We start from the raw sequence: 16,630 nt of genomic DNA on the forward strand, positions 1-16,630 counted from the left end.
CTCAGGCGTCGACGCGCCGGCGGGCGCAGGCCAGCTCCGCCGCGAGGTCGAGGCCGTACGTCGGGCCGCCGGTCGCGGCGTACTCCTCGACCCGGCCGGCCCCGCGCTCGAGCAGCCGGGCCGCGCCGACCGCGTTGCCGCGGGCCGCGTGGGTGAGCGCGACGCACAGCTGGGCCAGGCCCTGCCACAGCGGCCGCTCGGCCTCCGGGGCGTCCTTCCACCGGGCCTCGAGCACCTCGTGGGCCGAGAACGGGCGTCCCTGCGCGAGCAGCTCGCGCGCGGACGCGACCGTCTCGAGCGCCGGGAGCGGCTCCTCGGACACCGGCTCGACACCGGTCTCCCCGTAGGGCAGCGGTCGGCCCAGCGCGTCGCGCGGTCGGGCCTGCCGGGCACGCCCCTCGGGATCCCGGTCGCGGCCCTCGGGCGCCCGGTCGCGGCGCCGCGCCTCGACCCCGGCGTCGTCGCAGAACCCCCCGCCGCTGCGCTTGAGGCAGAGCAGCCCGAGCAGGGTGCCGCCGTCGTCGACCACCGCCAGCCGGCGTCGCCCGGTGGCCGCCATCTGCTCGAGCAGCTGCGCCACGTCGGCGTCGGGAGAGGTCGTGCGCCCCTCGAGCTCCGCGACCTCGAGGGCAGGCTGCGCCTCCCCGTCGGCGCGCTCGAGGTCGGACCGGTCGAGGGTGCCGAGGAGCCGGCCGTCCTCGACGAGGAGCAGCAGGTGGACGTGCGGGTCCTCCAGGGCGACGTGCGCGGCACCGACGGTGAGGTCGGCCGGGTGCACGGTGGGCCGGGTGAGCATCGCCCGGGCGGCTGTCAGGGTCGTCATCGGGCGGAACCTCCGAGCTCGTCGAGCCGGCCGGTCCGCGCCCGCTCCACGGCCCGGCCGTCGGCGAGCTCGTCACGCTCGCGCGGGTGGGTCCGGTAGTGCTCGACCAGGCGGGCGACGAGATCGGGGTCCGAGCGCAGCTCGGGGCCGGGGAGTGCGAGCACGCGTCCGGAGTACCCCAGGAGCGCCAGCGGTCGCGGTCCGACCCCGGTGAGCGAGCTCCACGGGAGGTGGTCCCGCCCGTCCGGACCGCTCACCTCGACGCCGCTGGCGTGCAACCGCAACCGGCTGCGCAACCGGCGGCCGGCGAGGACGTGGCGGAGCCCGGCTGTCGCCAGCAGGGCCAGCACCGCGAGCACCGCGACCGGAGCGGCGGCGTCGAGGGAGGTGGTGCCCGGGGCGAGCGGACCCGGGTCGACCAGGGACAGCACGCCACCGACGAGGGCCAGGACGAGGACGACCGGCGCGGCGACGTCGACGGGGCGCGACCACGGCGAGCCCACGACCTCGGTCGTGCCGTCCACGGCGCGGAGGCGGAGCCGGCCGCGCCGCGTGAGCAGGGTGACGAGGAGGTCCGCCACCCACAGCAGCAGGGCGACGCCCATGGCGCCGAACATCCAGGCCCAGCTGGGCTGCTGAGGTGCCGCCAGCGGCACCGCCACGAGGCAGCCGAGCGCCACGACCAGCAGGGTGGCGTGCGCCAGGGCGGCGCGCACCGGGGTGACTCCACGCGCGGACACGCCCGTTCGGAGGGTGGTGCGCATCTGCTGTCCCTCCCCGAGTGCGGTCGACGCCAGCCTAGGCGCCGGGGTCCTCACCCCTCCCGTACCCACGGAGCCGCGTCAGGACAGGCCCAGGATGGTGCCGTCGTCGGCGAGGTCGATGCGTCCGGCCGCGGGGGTCGCCGGCAGGCCCGGCATCGTCATCATGTCGCCGCACACGACGACCACGAACCCGGCGCCGGCCGAGAGCCGGACCTCGCGCACGTGCAGCTCGTGGCCGCTCGGGGCGCCGAGCGCCGTGGGGTCGGTGGAGAAGGAATACTGCGTCTTGGCCACGCAGACCGGGAGGGCGCCGTACCCGTCGCGCTCGATCCGCTCCAGCCGCCGCCGCGCCCTGGCGTCCCAGGTGACCAGCGAGGCGCCGTAGAGCCGGGTGGCCACAGCCTCGACCTTCCCGGTCAACGACAGCTCGTCGGGGTAGGTGTAGCCGAACTCGTACGCCGGGGGCTCGGCCAGCGACCGCAGCACTCCCTGCGCCAGGTCGCGCGCCCCCACGCCGCCGTCGGAGAAGTGCGTGGCCGGGTGGGCCTCGACCCCCTCGGCCGCGCACAGCTCGACGACCTTGGCGACCTCGGCGTCGGTGTCGGTCGGGAACCGGTTGACCGCCACCACGCACCCGATGCCGTAGACGCCGCGGACGTTGTCGAGGTGGCGGCGCAGGTTGACCATCCCGGCCTCGACGGCGGCGAGGTCCTCGGCGCCGAGGTCGGCCAGGGCGACGCCGCCGTGGTACTTCAGCGCCCGCACCGTGGCCACCACGACGGCCACGTCGGGACGCAGTCCGGACTTGCGGCACTTGATGTCGACGAACTTCTCGGCCCCCAGGTCGGCCCCGAAGCCGGCCTCGGTGACCACGACGTCGGCCAGTCGGAGCCCGGCGCGGGTGGCGGCGACCGAGCTGCAGCCGTGGGCGATGTTGGCGAACGGGCCGCCGTGGACGAAGGCCGGCGCCCCCTCGAGGGTCTGCACCAGGTTGGGTGCGAGGGCGTCGCGCAGCAGCGCGGCCATGGCGCCGTGCGCCCCGAGGTCACGGGCCGTGACGGGCTGCGAGGAGCGGTCGTAGCCGACCACGATGTCGCCGATGCGGCGCTTGAGGTCGGCCCACGACTCGGTGAGGCAGAAGATCGCCATCAGCTCCGAGGCGACCACGATGTCGAAGCCGTCCTCCCGGGTGAAGCCGTTGGCGTGGCCGCCGAGGCCGACCACCACCTCCCGCAGCGCGCGGTCGTTGACGTCGAGCACCCGCTTCCAGGTGATGCTGCGGGTGTCGAGGTCGAGCGCGTTGCCGTGGTGCACGTGGTTGTCGATCAGGGCGGCCAGCAGGTTGTTGGCGGCCGCGATGGCGGCGAAGTCGCCGGTGAAGTGCAGGTTGATGTCGGTCATCGGCACGACCTGGCTCCAGCCGCCGCCGGCCGCGCCGCCCTTCATGCCGAACACCGGACCCATGGAGGGCTCGCGCAGGCAGGCCACCACCCGGTGACCCAGACCGTGGAGCGCGTCGGTCAGCCCGACCGTGGTCGTCGTCTTGCCCTCTCCCGGCGGTGTCGGCGAGAGCGCCGTGACGAGCACGAGCCGGCCGAGCGGGCGGTCCTCCAGGGAGGCGAGGTAGCCGAGGTCGACCTTGGCCTTGAAGTGGCCGTACGGCACGAGGTGCTGCTCCTCGATGCCGAGCGTCTCGGCCGCCACCTCCCGGATGGGCCGCAGCACCGCCGCGTTGGCGATCTCGATGTCGGAGCGCACGGCTCGTCCCCCTCACGGTCGGGCGGCCCCCCACGGGCCTGCTCCGCACCGTAGCCCACCGCCCGTCTAGACCGGGTGGACGAAGCGGGCGCAGCACGTCTGCCGCAACGGTAGGTTCCGGCTGCCGGGGGCGCGCCCCGGGCCCCGCCCGCTGAGGTAGATCCGCCAGCTGCCGGCCGTCAGGTCGTGCTGGACGACGTACTCACCTCTCGGCTCACCGCTGGGCTCGTCTCTTGGGAGACCTCCGTGCTGCTCACCCGCACCCCGTCCGACCACGCCCTCACCCGCCGCCCGGCACGCCGGGTCGGCATCCTCCTCGCCCTCGCCCTCGTGGGCTCGGGCACGTCGCTGGTCGGGGCGCCCACAGCCACCGGGGCGGTCACTGGGGCAGCCACCGGGGCGGTCACCGCAGCAGCGGCCGACGGCAGCACCACGACCTGCGGCCCGGTGGAGTGCACCGTGACCTTCGACTACACGGGCGAGGAGACCACCTGGATCGTCCCGACCGGCGTCACCTCGGCCAGGGTCGTCGCCCGGGGCGCCGAGGGCGGGACCTCCCTCGGCTACGACCGGCGTCCGGGTGGCAAGGGGGCGGTGGTCACCGCGACGGTCCCGATGAGCGGCGGACAACGGTTCCTGGTGACCGTCGGCGGCACGGCCACGGGGCCCGCCAACACCACCGGCGGCTGGGGGGGCACCGCCCCAGGCGGCCCCGGGTGGTTCGAGGGCGTCGAGGAAAGTCCCGCGGGGGGCGGCGGCGCCTCCGGGATGACGCTGTCGCCCTACGAGAACGTCCGGGTGGTCGCCGGCGGCGGCGGCGGCGCCGGCGGGCACGGCGTCGGCTCGGCCAGCAAGCACGGCGGCGCCGGCGGCCCGAGCGGCTCGAACGGCAGCGACGGCGACGCGCAGGAGGGCGACATCCGCACGGCCTCCGGGGGTGGCGGCGGCAAGGCGGGCACGACCTCCGCCGGCGGCGCCGGCGGTGCCGCGGGCGTCGGCGTGCTCGACTACTGGGGCGGCTCTGCGGGCCAGTCCGCCCAGGGGCGATGGGGAGCCCCGGGAGCGATCCGCTCCCACCTGGCCAGCGACAACCGCAACGCCGGGGGCGGCGGCGGTGGCGGTGGCGGCTACTTCGGTGGCGGGGGCGGCGGCACCGGCGGCGTCGCCGACGGGGCCTGGAAGCTGCGCGGTTCCGGCGGCGGCGGCGGGGGCGGCGGGAGCAGCTTCACCACCCCTGGGCTGGTGACCGACGCGAGCATCGTCGACGGCGCCCACACCGGCAACGGGCAGATCAGCATCACCTACCGCGTCCCGATCACCACGCCGACGCTGGTCACCAAGCGCGACGTCCGGGTCGAGGCCGGCAGGATGCTGGTGCAGGTCGCCTCCCTGGAGGGCGGGCACCAGCCCACCGGCGACATCCGGTTCCGGCTGTACGGCCCCTCGGACCCCACCTGCTCCGGCACCCCCCTCTCCGACAGCACGCGCAGCCTCAGCGCGCAGAGCCTCGGCTCGGTCTTCTCCGCCTACGTCAGGGCCACCCGACCGGGCACCCACCGCTGGTCCACGACGTACGCCGGCAACGAGGTCAACCGTCCCGTCAGCCAGCTGTGCACCGATGCCTCCGAGGTCGTCCCCGGTCCGCCGGCGACCCTGGTGATGACCCCCGCGACCAGCAGCGTGACCGCCGGCGGGAGGCAGGCCTACCGCGTCGTCGGCACCGACGCCTACGGCAACCTGCGCGGCGACGACACGGCGACCACCGAGTTCAGCATCGCCGGCGGCGGCACCTGCACCCAGGGCCCGCAGGCCGGGTGCACCTCGCTGGTGCCCGGGACGCACCAGGTCAGGGCGGTCAACGGCGCGGCCAGCACCACCGGCCAGCTCGTCGTCGAGCCGCTGCGCGTGGGCGTGGACGGCGCACTGCCCACCGGCACCCAGCCGCAGTCCGTCGCCGTCGACCCGACCACGCACCGCGCCTTCGTGGCCAACTCGGGCAGCGACACCGTGTCGGTCCTCGACGGCGTGACCGGCGCCCTGGTCGCCACCGTGCCGGTCGGCGACTACCCGACCGCGGTGGCCGTCGACCCGACCACCCACGCGGTCTACGTGAGCAACCTGCGCGACGGCACCCTGTCGATCCTCGCGAACGGCGGCACCGGAACGGTGTCGACCGTCGCGGTCGGGCCCTACCCGCTCGGGGTGGGCGTCGACCAGGGCACCGGGACGGCGTACGTCGCCAACAGCGGCAGCAGCACCGTCACGGTCGTCCGCGACCGCCGGGCCGTGGCCACCGTGCGGGTCGGGTCGCGCCCGCTCGGTCTCGACGTGGACCCCACGACCCACCGCGTCTACGTCGCCAACTCCGACGCCGGCACGGTCTCGGTGATCGACGGGGCCAGCAACGCCGTGACCGCGACGGTCGACCTGGGGCTCACCCGCAGCCAGCTGGTCGACGTCACCGTCGACCGGTTCACGCGCGACGTCTACGTCGCCGACCGCGAGGGGGGCCGGGTCCACGTCATCGACGCCGCCACCGACGAGGTGACCGGCTCGCTGGCCGCCGGGACCCAGCCGAGCGGTGTCGCCGTCGACCCGGGCACCCGGACGACGTACGTCACGGACGCCGGCTCCGACGAGGTCACGGTGCTCGACCAGCGGAGCGGTCAGGTGCTCGACACCCTCGGCGTCGGGAGGCGCCCCACCTCGGTGGCCGTGGACCCCACGACGCACACGGCGTTCGTCACCAACTTCGACGACGGCACCGTCTCGGTGCTGCGGCTCGCCGACGCCGCCCGACCGGTGGTGTTCACCTCGACCCCGCCGAGCCCGGCGCTGCACGAGGGCAGCTACACCCCGACGGCCGTCGGTCCCGACCCGTCGCGACCGGTGCGGTTCAGCATCGGCGCCACCAGTGACCTCGGCACCTGCGCCATCGACGACGCCGGCGTCGTGTCGTTCACCGGCACCGGCAGGTGCGTCGTCGAGGCCGACCAGAGCGGCACCCTCGGCTCCGCGTCGGCCGCCGGCGCCCGCCAGACCGTCATCGTCAGCGCGGCGCCGCGGTTCGTCTCGGCCGACCCGCCCCTGCGGGCTGCGCACGCGACGCCCTACACCGCCGCCTTCCGCGCCGCCGCCTACCCCAGCCCGACCTACTCCCTGGTCGGGGCACCCGGGTTCTTGAGCATCGACCCGGCGACCGGCCGGGTCAGCGGCACCCCGGACGCACCCGACGCCGCCTACACGCCGGCGACCTTCAGCTACGCCGTGCGCGCCGAGAACCCCGTGGGTGCGGCCACCACCGAGACGTTCACGGTGTCCGTCAGCCCGCAGGCCCTTCCCGGCGGCGACCCCGGCCCCCAGGAGCCCGGTCCCCTCACCCCGGTGCCCGGGGGCGACGGGACCGATCCGGGGGACCCGACCGACCCGACCGACCCGACCGACCCGTCCCTGCCCGACCCGACCACGTCGCCGGTGCCCCCGGTCACGGGCCCTTCCGCGGGACCGGACACCGGACCGCGACCGGACGTGGGACCGGACGTGCCGCTCGCGTCGTCGTCCCCGCTCGTCCCGGGCGCGGGGACAGCGTCCGGGTCGCCCGCCGCGGCCGGCGGGCCGGTCGTCACCAGGGGGACGACCGCCACGGGCGGCCCCCTGCCCGACACCGGCGCCCCCACGCACGCCGGCGTGCTCGGCGGGGCCGGTCTGCTGCTGCTCCTCCTCGGCGGCGCCGTGGCGTCGTGCACGCGACGTCGACCGGGTCGCGCCGGCTGAGCCGCCGCCGGGAGGCGCTCAGGCCTGCTGCTCGGCCTTGAGCAGCCGGCGCTCGAGCAGCACCGCGACGCGGGTCGCCGTGGCCGGCGCGAGCCGGACCAGTCGGTCGACGGCCACGGCGTCCTTGCCGACCCGGATCCGCGGCCGGCCACGCTCGACGCCGTCGACGATGATCGAGGCGGCCTTGTCGGCGGGCAGCTTGAGGAGCTTCTCGGTGTAGGTGCGCTGGCGGGCCTCGTGCGCGGCGGTGACCTCCATCCCGCTCGAGCGCGCCCACTCCAGCGCGTTGGCGGAGATGGCCGTGGCCACCCCGCCCGGGTGGACGACGCTCACCTGGACCGGGTGACCGGCCAGCAGCATCTCGGCGCGCATCGTCTCGGTGAAGCCGCGCACCGCGAACTTCGCCGCGCAGTAGTGCGAGAGCCCCGGCTGGGCGAGGTAGCCGTTGAGGCTGGAGACGTTGACGACGTGGCCGTCGCCGGAGTCCACGAGGTGCGGCAGGAACGCCTGGGTGCCGTGGATGACGCCGTGGAGGTTGACCCGCAGCACCCGCTCGTAGTCGGCCCAACTGCTCTCGATCACCGGGGCCGTGAAGGCGATCCCGGCGTTGTTGTAGACCTGGTGGACCGCGCCGTGGTGGGCGGCCACGTCCTCGGCGTACGCCTCGACGGCCTCGCGGTCGCCCATGTCGACCACCGCGGTGTGCAGCTCGCCGCGGGTCAGCGAGGCCGTCTCCTTCAGCCCCGCCTCGTCGACGTCGCAGCCCGCGACCCGGGCACCGCGCCGATCGAGCTCGAGGACCAGCGCCCGGCCGATGCCGGACCCCGCTCCGGTGACGACGACGACCTTGTCCGCGACGCTGCTCCGACTCATGCGGCGACGCTACCGGGCGGCGGCGTACGACGTCAGCGGTCGATCATCCGCTGCATCGCCTCGGGGTAGCGCTCGCCCACCACCTGCACGCTCGCCGAGGCCCGGTCGAGCTCGGCGAGGTCGTCGGCGGTCAGCTCGACCCGGGCCGACCCGAGGTTCTCGTCGAGCCGCTCGAGCCGGCGGGTCCCGGGGATCGGGACGATCCAGGGCTGCTGGGCGAGCAGCCAGGCCAGGGCGACCTGGCCGACGGTGGCGCCCTTGCGGTCCGCGACCGCGCGGACCAGCCCGACCAGCGCCAGGTTGGCCTCGAGCGCCTCGCGCTCGAACCGCGGCAGCGTGGCCCGGATGTCGCCGTCGCCGAACTGCGTGTCGGCGGTGAGCTGACCGGTGAGGAACCCGCGACCGAGCGGGCTGAACGGGACGAAGCCGATCCCGAGCTCGGCCAGGGCGGGCAGGATCTCCGCCTCGGGCTCGCGCCAGAACAGGGAGTACTCGCTCTGCAGCGCCGTGACCGGCTGCACCGCGTGCGCGCGGCGGATCGTCCCGACCCCCGCCTCCGACATCCCGAAGTGGCGGACCTTGCCGGCCTCGATCAGCTCGCCGACGGTGCCGGCGACGTCCTCGATGGGGACGTCGGGGTCGACGCGGTGCTGGTAGAGCAGGTCGATGCTGTCGGTGCGCAGCCGGCGCAGCGAGCCCTCCACCGCCGCGCGGATGCCGTCGGGTCGGCTGCTGACACCGGTCTGCTTCCCCTCCTCGTCGAAGGCGAAGCCGAACTTGGTCGCGATCACCACGTCGTCGCGGACCGGCTGCAGCGCCTCGCCCACGAGCTCCTCGTTGTGGAAGGGGCCGTAGACCTCGGCGGTGTCGAAGAAGGTGACGCCGCGCTCGACCGCCTCGCGCACGAAGGTGATCATCTCCCCGCGCGGGGGCGGCGTGCCGAAGGACTGGCTCATCCCCATGCAGCCGAGGCCGAGCGGGGAGACCTGGAGGCCGGAGGAGCCGAGCGTGCGGGGTTCCATGGTGCTTCCTCTCGTGGAGCGGTGGGTCACGTCCTCCACGCTAGGCCCCCGCCGGGCAGCCCGGGAGGTCGTGTCAGCACCCCCGGAACGCAGAAGTCCCGGCCCAGGGGACCTGGACCGGGACTTCGACTTGTAGCGGGGGCAGGATTTGAACCTGCGACCTCTGGGTTATGAGCCCAGCGAGCTACCGAGCTGCTCCACCCCGCGTCGGCTCTGTGAACACTACTGCCGTCGCGGGGGTGGGGCCAAATCGGGGGCCGCGCAGGACGCCGTGACGGTGGTCACGCAGCCACTCTCACCCGATGAAGAGCACCACGAGCAGGACCAGCAGGGCCAGGGCCAGGAGCGGGGCGAGGACCGCGATGGCCACCCCCTGCGCGACCGAGGCACCGAGGGGGGTGCGGTCACGACCGGCGGGGTCGTCGAGGAGGACGGTCGGCTCGTCGGGGGTCTCGCCGTCCTCGGTGCCGGCGCCGTCCTCGGTCTGCTCGGCCTCCTGGGGCTCGGGCGGCCGGGCAGGCCGCTCCCGTGGCGCGTCGTCGCGGTCGAGCTCGACGGAGACGGTCTCCTCGCCCTGGGGGTCCAGCCCGGGCGAGGGGCGCACCTCGCGCCACGGCACGCGCACGGGTGTGACGGGCTCGAGCTCGACCACCTCGACGACGAGGTCGCCGGGCGGACCGCCGGCCGCGGCCGGAGCGCCGTACCCCTCGAAGACGTGGCGCCCGACCTCGCTGACCTCGCCGACCGCCTGCCCGGTGACGTGGTCGACGACGGTCACGCCGGCCTCGAGGTCGTCGCGGTAGAAGAAGTGCGTCTGGTGGATGTCGTGACCCCGGCGCGGCGGACGCGCCGGACGACGGGCGGCGGACTCGTGCACGGGACGCTCCTCTCGGGGTTCGGTCCCCCCAGGGTGCCCCACCGGGCCTGGTCACCGCGATCCCCGCCACATCTCCCCCGCTGCCCGCCGGCGACGCCTAGGCTGTGCCCGCCCCACGACCCCGTCGCAGCCGTGCGCCCGCCTGGAAGGAGCCGGACCCGTGAGTGCCTCCACCTCGGGCTACGGCTCGGTGCTCCTGGGCACGCCGGGGCAGAGCCGCCGTCGGCTGCGCGTGCGGGTGCAGGTGCTGCTCACCGTGCTCCTGATCAGCACCAACGTGATCGGCGCGGGCATCGTGTTCGTGCTCTCCGCGGTCGTCATCCCCAGCCCCGCGGCCAACCGCGGCACGGTGCTGTCGCTGGCGATCGGGGTGCCGGTCTACGTCGGCGTCGCGGTCGTCGTGGGCGCCGCCTGGGGCACCGCCGGGGCGCTGCGCTCGCTGCGCTGGGCCACCCGCGAGGACGAGCCGACCGAGGAGCAGCGCGTCGAGGCGCTCGGGGTGCCGTGGTTCCTCACCAAGGTGCAGGCCACCCTGTGGGCCTGCGCCACCGTGCTGTTCACCGCGCTCGCCGTCGTCGTCCAGCCCGAGCGCGCGCTGACCACCGCCTTCACCGTCGGCATCGCCTCGGCCGTGGTCACCACGATCGCCTACCTGTTCTCGGAGTTCGCGCTGCGCCCCATCGCGGCTCGTGCGCTGTCGGGCGAGGAGCGGATCAAGGTGCGGCGGGTCGGCGTACGACGTCGGATGCTGCTGTTCTGGGGCCTCGGCACCGGCGCCCCCGTGGTCGGCCTGGTCTCGGTCGCCATCTTCACGCTCACCCTGCGCGAGGGCGAGGTGACGCTCGACCGGCTGGCCGTGGTGATCCTCGCCCTCGGCAGCGTCGTGCTCGTCTTCGGCGCCCTGGTGACCTGGCTCAACGCCCGCGCCGTCGTCGCCCCGATCCTCTCGGTCCGCAACGCCATGGAGCGCGTGGAGGACGGCCTGCTCGACACCGAGGTCGAGGTGTACGACGGCACCGAGCTCGGCCAGCTGCAGGCGGGCTTCAACCAGATGGTGAGCGGACTGCGCGACCGGGAACACCTGCGTGACCTGTTCGGCCGACACGTCGGTCGCGACGTCGCCGAGGCCGCGTCGCGGGGCGAGGTCGAGCTGGGCGGGGAGACCCGGGAGGTCTCGGTGCTCTTCGTCGACGTCGTCGGCTCCACCACGCTGGCCACCGAGCGCGACCCGGTCGAGGTCGTCGAGCTGCTCAACCGCTTCTTCGCCGTCGTGGTCGAGGAGGTCGACCGCCGCGGCGGGTTCGTCAACAAGTTCATCGGCGACGCCGCGCTCGCCGTCTTCGGCGCCCCCGTCGAGCTCGACGACCACGCGGGCCAGGCCTTGGCCGCCGGCCGCGCCATGGCCGCTCGGCTGGCCGACGAGGTGCCGGACCTCGCCGCCGGCATCGGCGTCGCCACCGGCGAGGCGGTCGCGGGCAACGTCGGCGACGAGAGCCGCTTCGAGTACACCGTCATCGGCGACGCGGTGAACGCTGCCGCCCGCCTCACCGAGCTCGCCAAGGACGTCGACGGCAACCTCCTCGTCGCGATGACCTCGGTCGAGCGCGCGAGCCAGGACGAGGCGCGCCACTGGCGCGAGCAGGACACCGTCACCCTCCGCGGCCGCTCCACCGAGACCACCTGCGCCGTCCCGGTCGAGTAGGCGGGTGGTGGCCGGTCGCCGATCGCCGGTCGCCGGTCGCCGGTCGCCGCATGTAACGCGGGGTTATTGCATGTGGACAAGGGGCGTACGCCGCTCTGGGCGGCACAGCACCGCACCAGATGACCCGTGGCCCGGCCCACGGACGGCCGATCCGCCCGGTGGGCGGTCGTCGACGCGCCGGTCGGGCGAGCGAGCGGCGTACGGACAAGTCGGGCGGTGACCTGACCGAAACTGCCCATCAGCGCCCGGTTCGTCCCGATCCTGCGGGCAGTTTCACCGGCTGGCCGGTGAAACTGCCCAGCCCCTACCCCTGCGAGCTCAACGCCCGCTCGACGAGGGCCTTGGCCTCGTCGACGGCGCTGGCGTAGCCCTGGAGGTCGCCGTCGGCGAGGGCCCGGTCGGCCTCGGCGAACTTGGCGTCGGCCTGCTGGAGCAGCTCGAGCGCGTCCTGCGGGAGTTGCTCGCCGGTGCCGCCACCGCCACCGCTCTCCTCGCCGGACCCGCTGCCCTCGTCGGGCGTCGGCGCGGGGGTGTCGCTGCCGGCGTCGCCGCCGCCGCTCTCGATGACGTTCTCGAGGGCCTCGGACAGCGTGGCGCCGATGCCGACCTCCTCGCCGAACGAGGCGACCACGAACCGCAGCAGCGGGTAGGTGCCGTCGCCGCCGGTCCGCTCGGTGTAGAGCGGCTGCACGTAGAGCAGGCCGCCACCGACCGGGAGCGTCAGCAGGTTGCCGTACTGCACGTTGGCGTCGGCCTGGATGAACGGCCGCAGCGCTGCCGCCACCTTGGTGTCGTTGCTGAAGTTGTTGGCGATCTGCTGCGGACCCGGGACCTGGGTGCCGGGCAGCCGCAGGATCTGGAACTTCCCGTAGGTCTCGGGGTCCGAGGCGTCCGCACCGACCGCCATGAACGACGCGAGGTTCTGGCGGTTGCGCGGCACGTAGGTCGAGGTCAGCGAGAACACCGGGTCGTCGGCGCCGGGGGCCGCCACGGAGAGGCGGTAGGCCGGCTGCTTGCGCGAGGAGCGGGAGTCCACCGGGTCGGTCGGGACGACCCACTCGTCGCTGCCCTCGTAGAAGGTGCGGGGCTCGAGCACGTGGTAGCGGGCGAGCATCTCGCGCTGCACCTTGAACAGGTCCTCGGGGTAGCGCATGTGGTCGAGCACCTCGTCGGGGATGTCCGACTTGGGCTTCACGACGCCCGGGAAGGCCTTCTCCCAGGTCTTCAGGACGGGGTCCTGGTCGTCCCACTCGTAGAGCGTCACGGTGCCGTCGTAGGCGTCCACGGTCGCCTTGACCGCGTTGCGCATGTAGTTGACCTGGTCGGTCGGCAGCGTGGCGTACGCCGAGCGCGGGTTGATCGCGTCGGAGGTCATCTCCTCCAGCGATCGCTTCTGCGCCTGCGGGAACTTGTCGCTCGTGGTGTAGCCGTCGAGCAGCCACACCATCTTGCCGTCGACGACGGCCGGGAGCGCGTCGCGGTCGACGGTCAACCAGGGGGCGACCTTCTGCACCCGCTCGCGGGGCGACCGGTCGTAGAGGATCTTGCTGTTCTCGTTGACGCGGCCCGAGAGCAGGATGTTGGCGTCGCCGAACTTGGTGGCGTAGAGCAGCTTGTTGAACACGTTGCCGACCGAGACACCGTCCTTGCCGGCGTACGTCGTGGACGTGGAGCCGCTCGGGGAGTCGCCGTCGCTGGTCGGGACGTCGAGCTCGACGTCGTTGCCGCCGGAGCGCTTGCCCACGATGGAGTACGTCGGGCTCTGCTCGCCGAAGTAGATCTGGGCGCGGTACTGGCCGTCGGGCTGCGACTCGCTGATCGCCCCGTTGGGCGGGAGGTTCTCCTCGGCCCAGACCGGCTCGCCGCCGGTCGCCGCGGGCTCGTCCTCGGCGTTGCGCTGGTTGCCGAAGGCGCCGATCAGGCCGTAGCCGTGGGTGTAGACGGTCTTCTCGTTGGACCAGTTCTTCTGGCTCTCCGGGATGCCGGCGAGGTTCATCTCGCGGGCGGCGACCACCACGTCGCGCGTGGTGCCGTCGATGTCGTAGCGGTCGACGTCGAGGACGTCGGGCACGCTGTAGTAGCCGCGCACCTGCTGCAGCTGCTCGAAGGTGTCGGAGACCAGCTGCGGGTCGACGAGCCGCACGCCCTCGGTGGTGGCGGCGCTGTCGGCCAGCTCGGACTGCGAGAGCTCGGTCGAGGCGGCGTACGACGTGGAACGGCTGTCGGCGATCCCGAAGGCGTTGCGGGTGGCCTGGATGTTGGCCCCGATGTACGTCGACTCGCGGTCGGCCTCGTTGGGCTTGACCTGGAACCGCTGCATCAGCCCGGGCCACACCCCACCGAGGAGCACCGCCGAGATGGCGAACAGCGCGAGGCCCACGCCCGGCAGCAGCCAGGTGCGGCGCACGATGTTGGCGAAGAACAGCAGCGCGCAGATCACCGCGATGAAGATCAGGATGGTCTTGCCGGGCAGCACCGCGTTGTCGCGGGTGTAGGTCATGCCGGTGACCAGACCGCCGTTCTGCGAGGTCAGGTCGAAGCGGTCCAGCCAGTAGTCGACGCCCTTGAGCAGCAGGAAGGTGCCGAACAGCGCCGAGAGCTGCCCCACGGCCGCGCCGGAGAACCGGTCGCTGGCCGACTGCAGCCGGATGCCGCCGTAGAGGTAGTGCACGACCGCGGCCAGGGCCAGGGCGGTGAACACGACCGTCATCGAGAAGTCGACGAGGAAGTGCAGCCAGGGCAGGTCGAAGACGAAGAAGCCGATGTCGCGACGGAAGTAGGGGTCGTTGCGACCGAACTCCTCGCCGTTGCGCCACAGCAGGAAGGTGCGCCAGCGACCGGTCGCCGACATGCCGGCGAAGACGCCGAACACGAGCGAGACCACGACGAGCAGCAGCCGGCGCATCGGGGTGACGACCTCGCGGTAGCGCTCCAGGTTGGCCTGCTCGGGCGAGTGCGGCCGGAACATCGGGCGCATCCGGTAGGCCAGCCACAGGTTGAGGCCGACCACGACCGCCATCAGGCCGCCGAAGGCCAGGAACAGGCCGACGCGGGTCCAGATCAGGGTGCTGAAGACGGCGCCGTAGCCGAGGCTGGTGAACCACAGGCGGTCGGTCCAGATGCCCGAGAACAGCGAGAAGCCGAGGACGACGGCGCCGACCACGATGATCGCCATGAGCAGCGGCCGGGGGCGGCGCGATCCTCTGGCGGGTCCCCGGGGCGGCGGTGCGCCCCCGGATCCGTCCCCACCGGGGGCACCGGCGGGCTGGGCGGCGAAGAAGTCACTCATCAGGGGTGGGGGTCTCCGTCGGAGGTGGGGGCGGGGCTGGGGTCGGACTCGTCGTCGGACTCCTCGTCCAGGGCGTCGTCCGGGGCGGGCTCGAGCGTGGTGTGCAGCAACTGTAGGAGGCCGGGCACAAGGTCCGGCCCGGTCAGCACGAGGTCGTCCTCGTCGTGCCCGCGCTGGCGCACCGCGCACCACGCGGCCCCCGAGCGCAGCACGCCGGCGACGACGCGGGCCTCCTCGCGGTCGGGGTCGCTGCTGGCGCGGGTGGCGAGGTCCTCGGCCGCGGTCGGGTCCTCGGGCAGGGCGCCGGCCTCGGGAGGCAGCGTGGTGGCCTCCAGGACCACCGCGCAGCCCGCCACCTCGGGCGGCCAGACGATGCGGGGCAGCAGCTCCTCGAGGCTGCCGCCCGAGGTCTCCTGCTCGACCGGGGTCAGCGAGCCGGGCGCGGCACCGTCGTCGGCGCCGAGCAGGGCGGCCAGCTGGGGCTCGCGCTGGGCGAGCTCGTCGGTGTCGACCAGGGCGAAGAGCTGCGCCGGCTGGTCCCACCCGGCGCGCGAGGCGTGCAGCTCGACCTCGCGGACGACCTCGGCGAGGCGCTCGTCGGCGCTCATCGGGTGCACCGCGGGAGGTCGGCGGCGGGGTCCTCGACCCAGGCCTTCACGTCGGCGAGCGCGTCCTTCAGGGTCTCCACCTTCACCAGTCGCATCCTGTCGGGGTCGTAGTTGCCGCCGAGCGCCTCGGCGCAGTTGCCGGCGGGGACGAGGAACAGCCGGGCGCCGTCGTCCTGGGCCCCGACCAGCTTCTGCTGGATCCCGCCGATCTCCCCGACGCGGCCCTCGGGGTCGATCTCGCCGGTCCCGGCGATGACCTTGCCGCCGGTGAGCGAGCCCGGGGTGAGCACGTCGTAGATCCCCAGCGCGAACATCATCCCGCCCGACGGGCCGCCGATGTTCTGGCTGATGTTGAGGTCGACGTCGAAGGGGAAGTCGTAGCAGCACACCGCCACGCCGATGCGCACCGCGCTGGCCTGCGGGTCGTCGGTGGCGCCGACCGTGCGCAGGCCCTCGGTGACGGTGCGGCCGTCGCGGCGTACCTCGATGCGCACGCGGGTGCCCACCGGCAGCGCGCGCACCGCCCTGGTGACCGACTCGACGTCGGTGATCCGGCGTCCCTGCACCCGCAGCAGCTGGTCGCCGGCCTCGAGCCGCCCCTGGGCCGGCCCCTCGGGGTCGACGCTCGCCACCCCGACACCCTCGTCGAAGTCAATGCCCAGGGCGGTCAGCGCGGCCGCGACGGCGTTCTCCTGCGAGGAGGTCATCTGCGCGGCGGACTGCTGGCGCACGGTCTTGCTGGTCTCCTCGCTGCCGTAGACCGCGTCGTACGGCAGGACCGAGACGTCGGGGTCCATCCAGGACCGGACCAGCTGCACCAGGTTGACCTTCTCCCCCGGCGCGCTGGGGATGACGGTGACCAGGCGGAGACCGCCCTCGTCGGAGTAGGTCCTGCGGTCCTCGACCTCGATGATCGGCTTGCCGTCGAACTCGCTCAGCACGTTGACCGTGGGCCCGGGCGAGAAGGTCGCGTAGGGCACCGGCTCGCGCAGCGCGAGGAACCCGGTCACCAGCACCAGGAGCAGCGCCAGCAGGCTGGCCCACGTGCGTCGACGGTCGGTGCGCGCCGGCGCCCCCTCCCCCGCAGGCGGGTGCTCGGGGGCGCTCGTCATGGCGTCACCTTCTCACCCTGCGGCAACA

General features: G+C 74.0%; 11 protein-coding genes and 1 tRNA gene. 2 read left to right on the top strand and 10 right to left on the bottom strand.

Annotation, left to right across the window (positions count from 1 at the left end; genetic code table 11):
- Position 1: 1 nt before the first annotated feature.
- From EDD33_RS15980 to EDD33_RS15990, 3 genes are all read right to left on the bottom strand, one after another.
- On the bottom strand, positions 2-823 hold the full coding sequence (locus EDD33_RS15980) for a DUF309 domain-containing protein (RefSeq protein ID WP_246003551.1): 822 nt from the start codon (positions 821-823) through the stop codon (positions 2-4).
- Positions 820-1,563 (bottom strand): PH domain-containing protein, encoded by a 744-nt coding sequence (locus tag EDD33_RS15985; protein ID WP_170169849.1) that lies wholly within the window; start codon positions 1,561-1,563, stop codon positions 820-822. The genes EDD33_RS15980 and EDD33_RS15985 overlap by 4 nt, the downstream gene beginning before the upstream one ends.
- 102 nt (positions 1,564-1,665) lie before the next feature.
- Positions 1,666-3,345 (bottom strand): formate--tetrahydrofolate ligase, encoded by a 1,680-nt coding sequence (locus tag EDD33_RS15990; protein WP_123391982.1) that lies wholly within the window; start codon positions 3,343-3,345, stop codon positions 1,666-1,668.
- Positions 3,346-3,591: 246 nt separating this feature from the next.
- Between EDD33_RS15990 and EDD33_RS20735 the strand changes: the two genes are divergently transcribed.
- Positions 3,592-7,119, top strand: a complete 3,528-nt coding sequence (locus EDD33_RS20735) for a YncE family protein (protein WP_170169850.1) — start codon at positions 3,592-3,594, stop codon at positions 7,117-7,119.
- An 18-nt stretch (positions 7,120-7,137) separates the two neighbouring features.
- On the opposite strand, the gene EDD33_RS16005 is transcribed toward EDD33_RS20735, so the two are convergent.
- The 4 genes from EDD33_RS16005 to EDD33_RS16020 form a co-directional block, all read right to left on the bottom strand.
- Positions 7,138-7,992, bottom strand: a complete 855-nt coding sequence (locus EDD33_RS16005; RefSeq protein ID WP_123391986.1) for an SDR family NAD(P)-dependent oxidoreductase — start codon at positions 7,990-7,992, stop codon at positions 7,138-7,140.
- A 32-nt stretch (positions 7,993-8,024) separates the two neighbouring features.
- Entirely contained in the window at positions 8,025-9,014 is a 990-nt protein-coding gene (locus tag EDD33_RS16010) for an aldo/keto reductase (RefSeq protein WP_123391987.1), read from the bottom strand.
- Between the two features lie 133 nt (positions 9,015-9,147).
- A tRNA-Met gene (locus EDD33_RS16015) sits at positions 9,148-9,221 on the bottom strand.
- Between the two features lie 88 nt (positions 9,222-9,309).
- Positions 9,310-9,891, bottom strand: coding sequence for a hypothetical protein (locus EDD33_RS16020; protein ID WP_123391988.1), 582 nt, complete (start codon positions 9,889-9,891; stop codon positions 9,310-9,312).
- 160 nt (positions 9,892-10,051) lie between these two features.
- Between EDD33_RS16020 and EDD33_RS16025 the strand changes: the two genes are divergently transcribed.
- Positions 10,052-11,593, top strand: a complete 1,542-nt coding sequence (locus tag EDD33_RS16025) for an adenylate/guanylate cyclase domain-containing protein (protein WP_123391989.1) — start codon at positions 10,052-10,054, stop codon at positions 11,591-11,593.
- Between the two features lie 304 nt (positions 11,594-11,897).
- Here EDD33_RS16025 and EDD33_RS16030 read toward each other — a convergent pair whose 3' ends face one another.
- The 3 genes from EDD33_RS16030 to EDD33_RS16040 are packed head-to-tail and all read right to left on the bottom strand — an operon-like array spanning position 11,898 to position 16,602.
- Complete coding sequence (locus EDD33_RS16030; protein WP_123391990.1) at positions 11,898-14,882, bottom strand: UPF0182 family membrane protein; 2,985 nt, start codon at positions 14,880-14,882, stop codon at positions 11,898-11,900.
- The gene (locus EDD33_RS16035; protein ID WP_211332572.1) at positions 14,882-15,490 is read right to left on the bottom strand and encodes a PPA1309 family protein; all 609 of its coding nucleotides are present in this window, start codon (positions 15,488-15,490) and stop codon (positions 14,882-14,884) included. Before EDD33_RS16035 ends, EDD33_RS16030 begins: the two co-directional genes overlap by 1 nt.
- Positions 15,487-16,602: a YlbL family protein gene (locus tag EDD33_RS16040; RefSeq protein ID WP_123391992.1), complete on the bottom strand. Its 1,116-nt coding sequence runs from the start codon at positions 16,600-16,602 to the stop codon at positions 15,487-15,489. Before EDD33_RS16040 ends, EDD33_RS16035 begins: the two co-directional genes overlap by 4 nt.
- Positions 16,603-16,630: the final 28 nt, after the last annotated feature.

It is taken from the genome of Nocardioides aurantiacus (assembly GCF_003752505.1).
In the GTDB taxonomy this organism is placed as follows: Bacteria; Actinomycetota; Actinomycetes; order Propionibacteriales; family Nocardioidaceae; genus Marmoricola; species Marmoricola aurantiacus.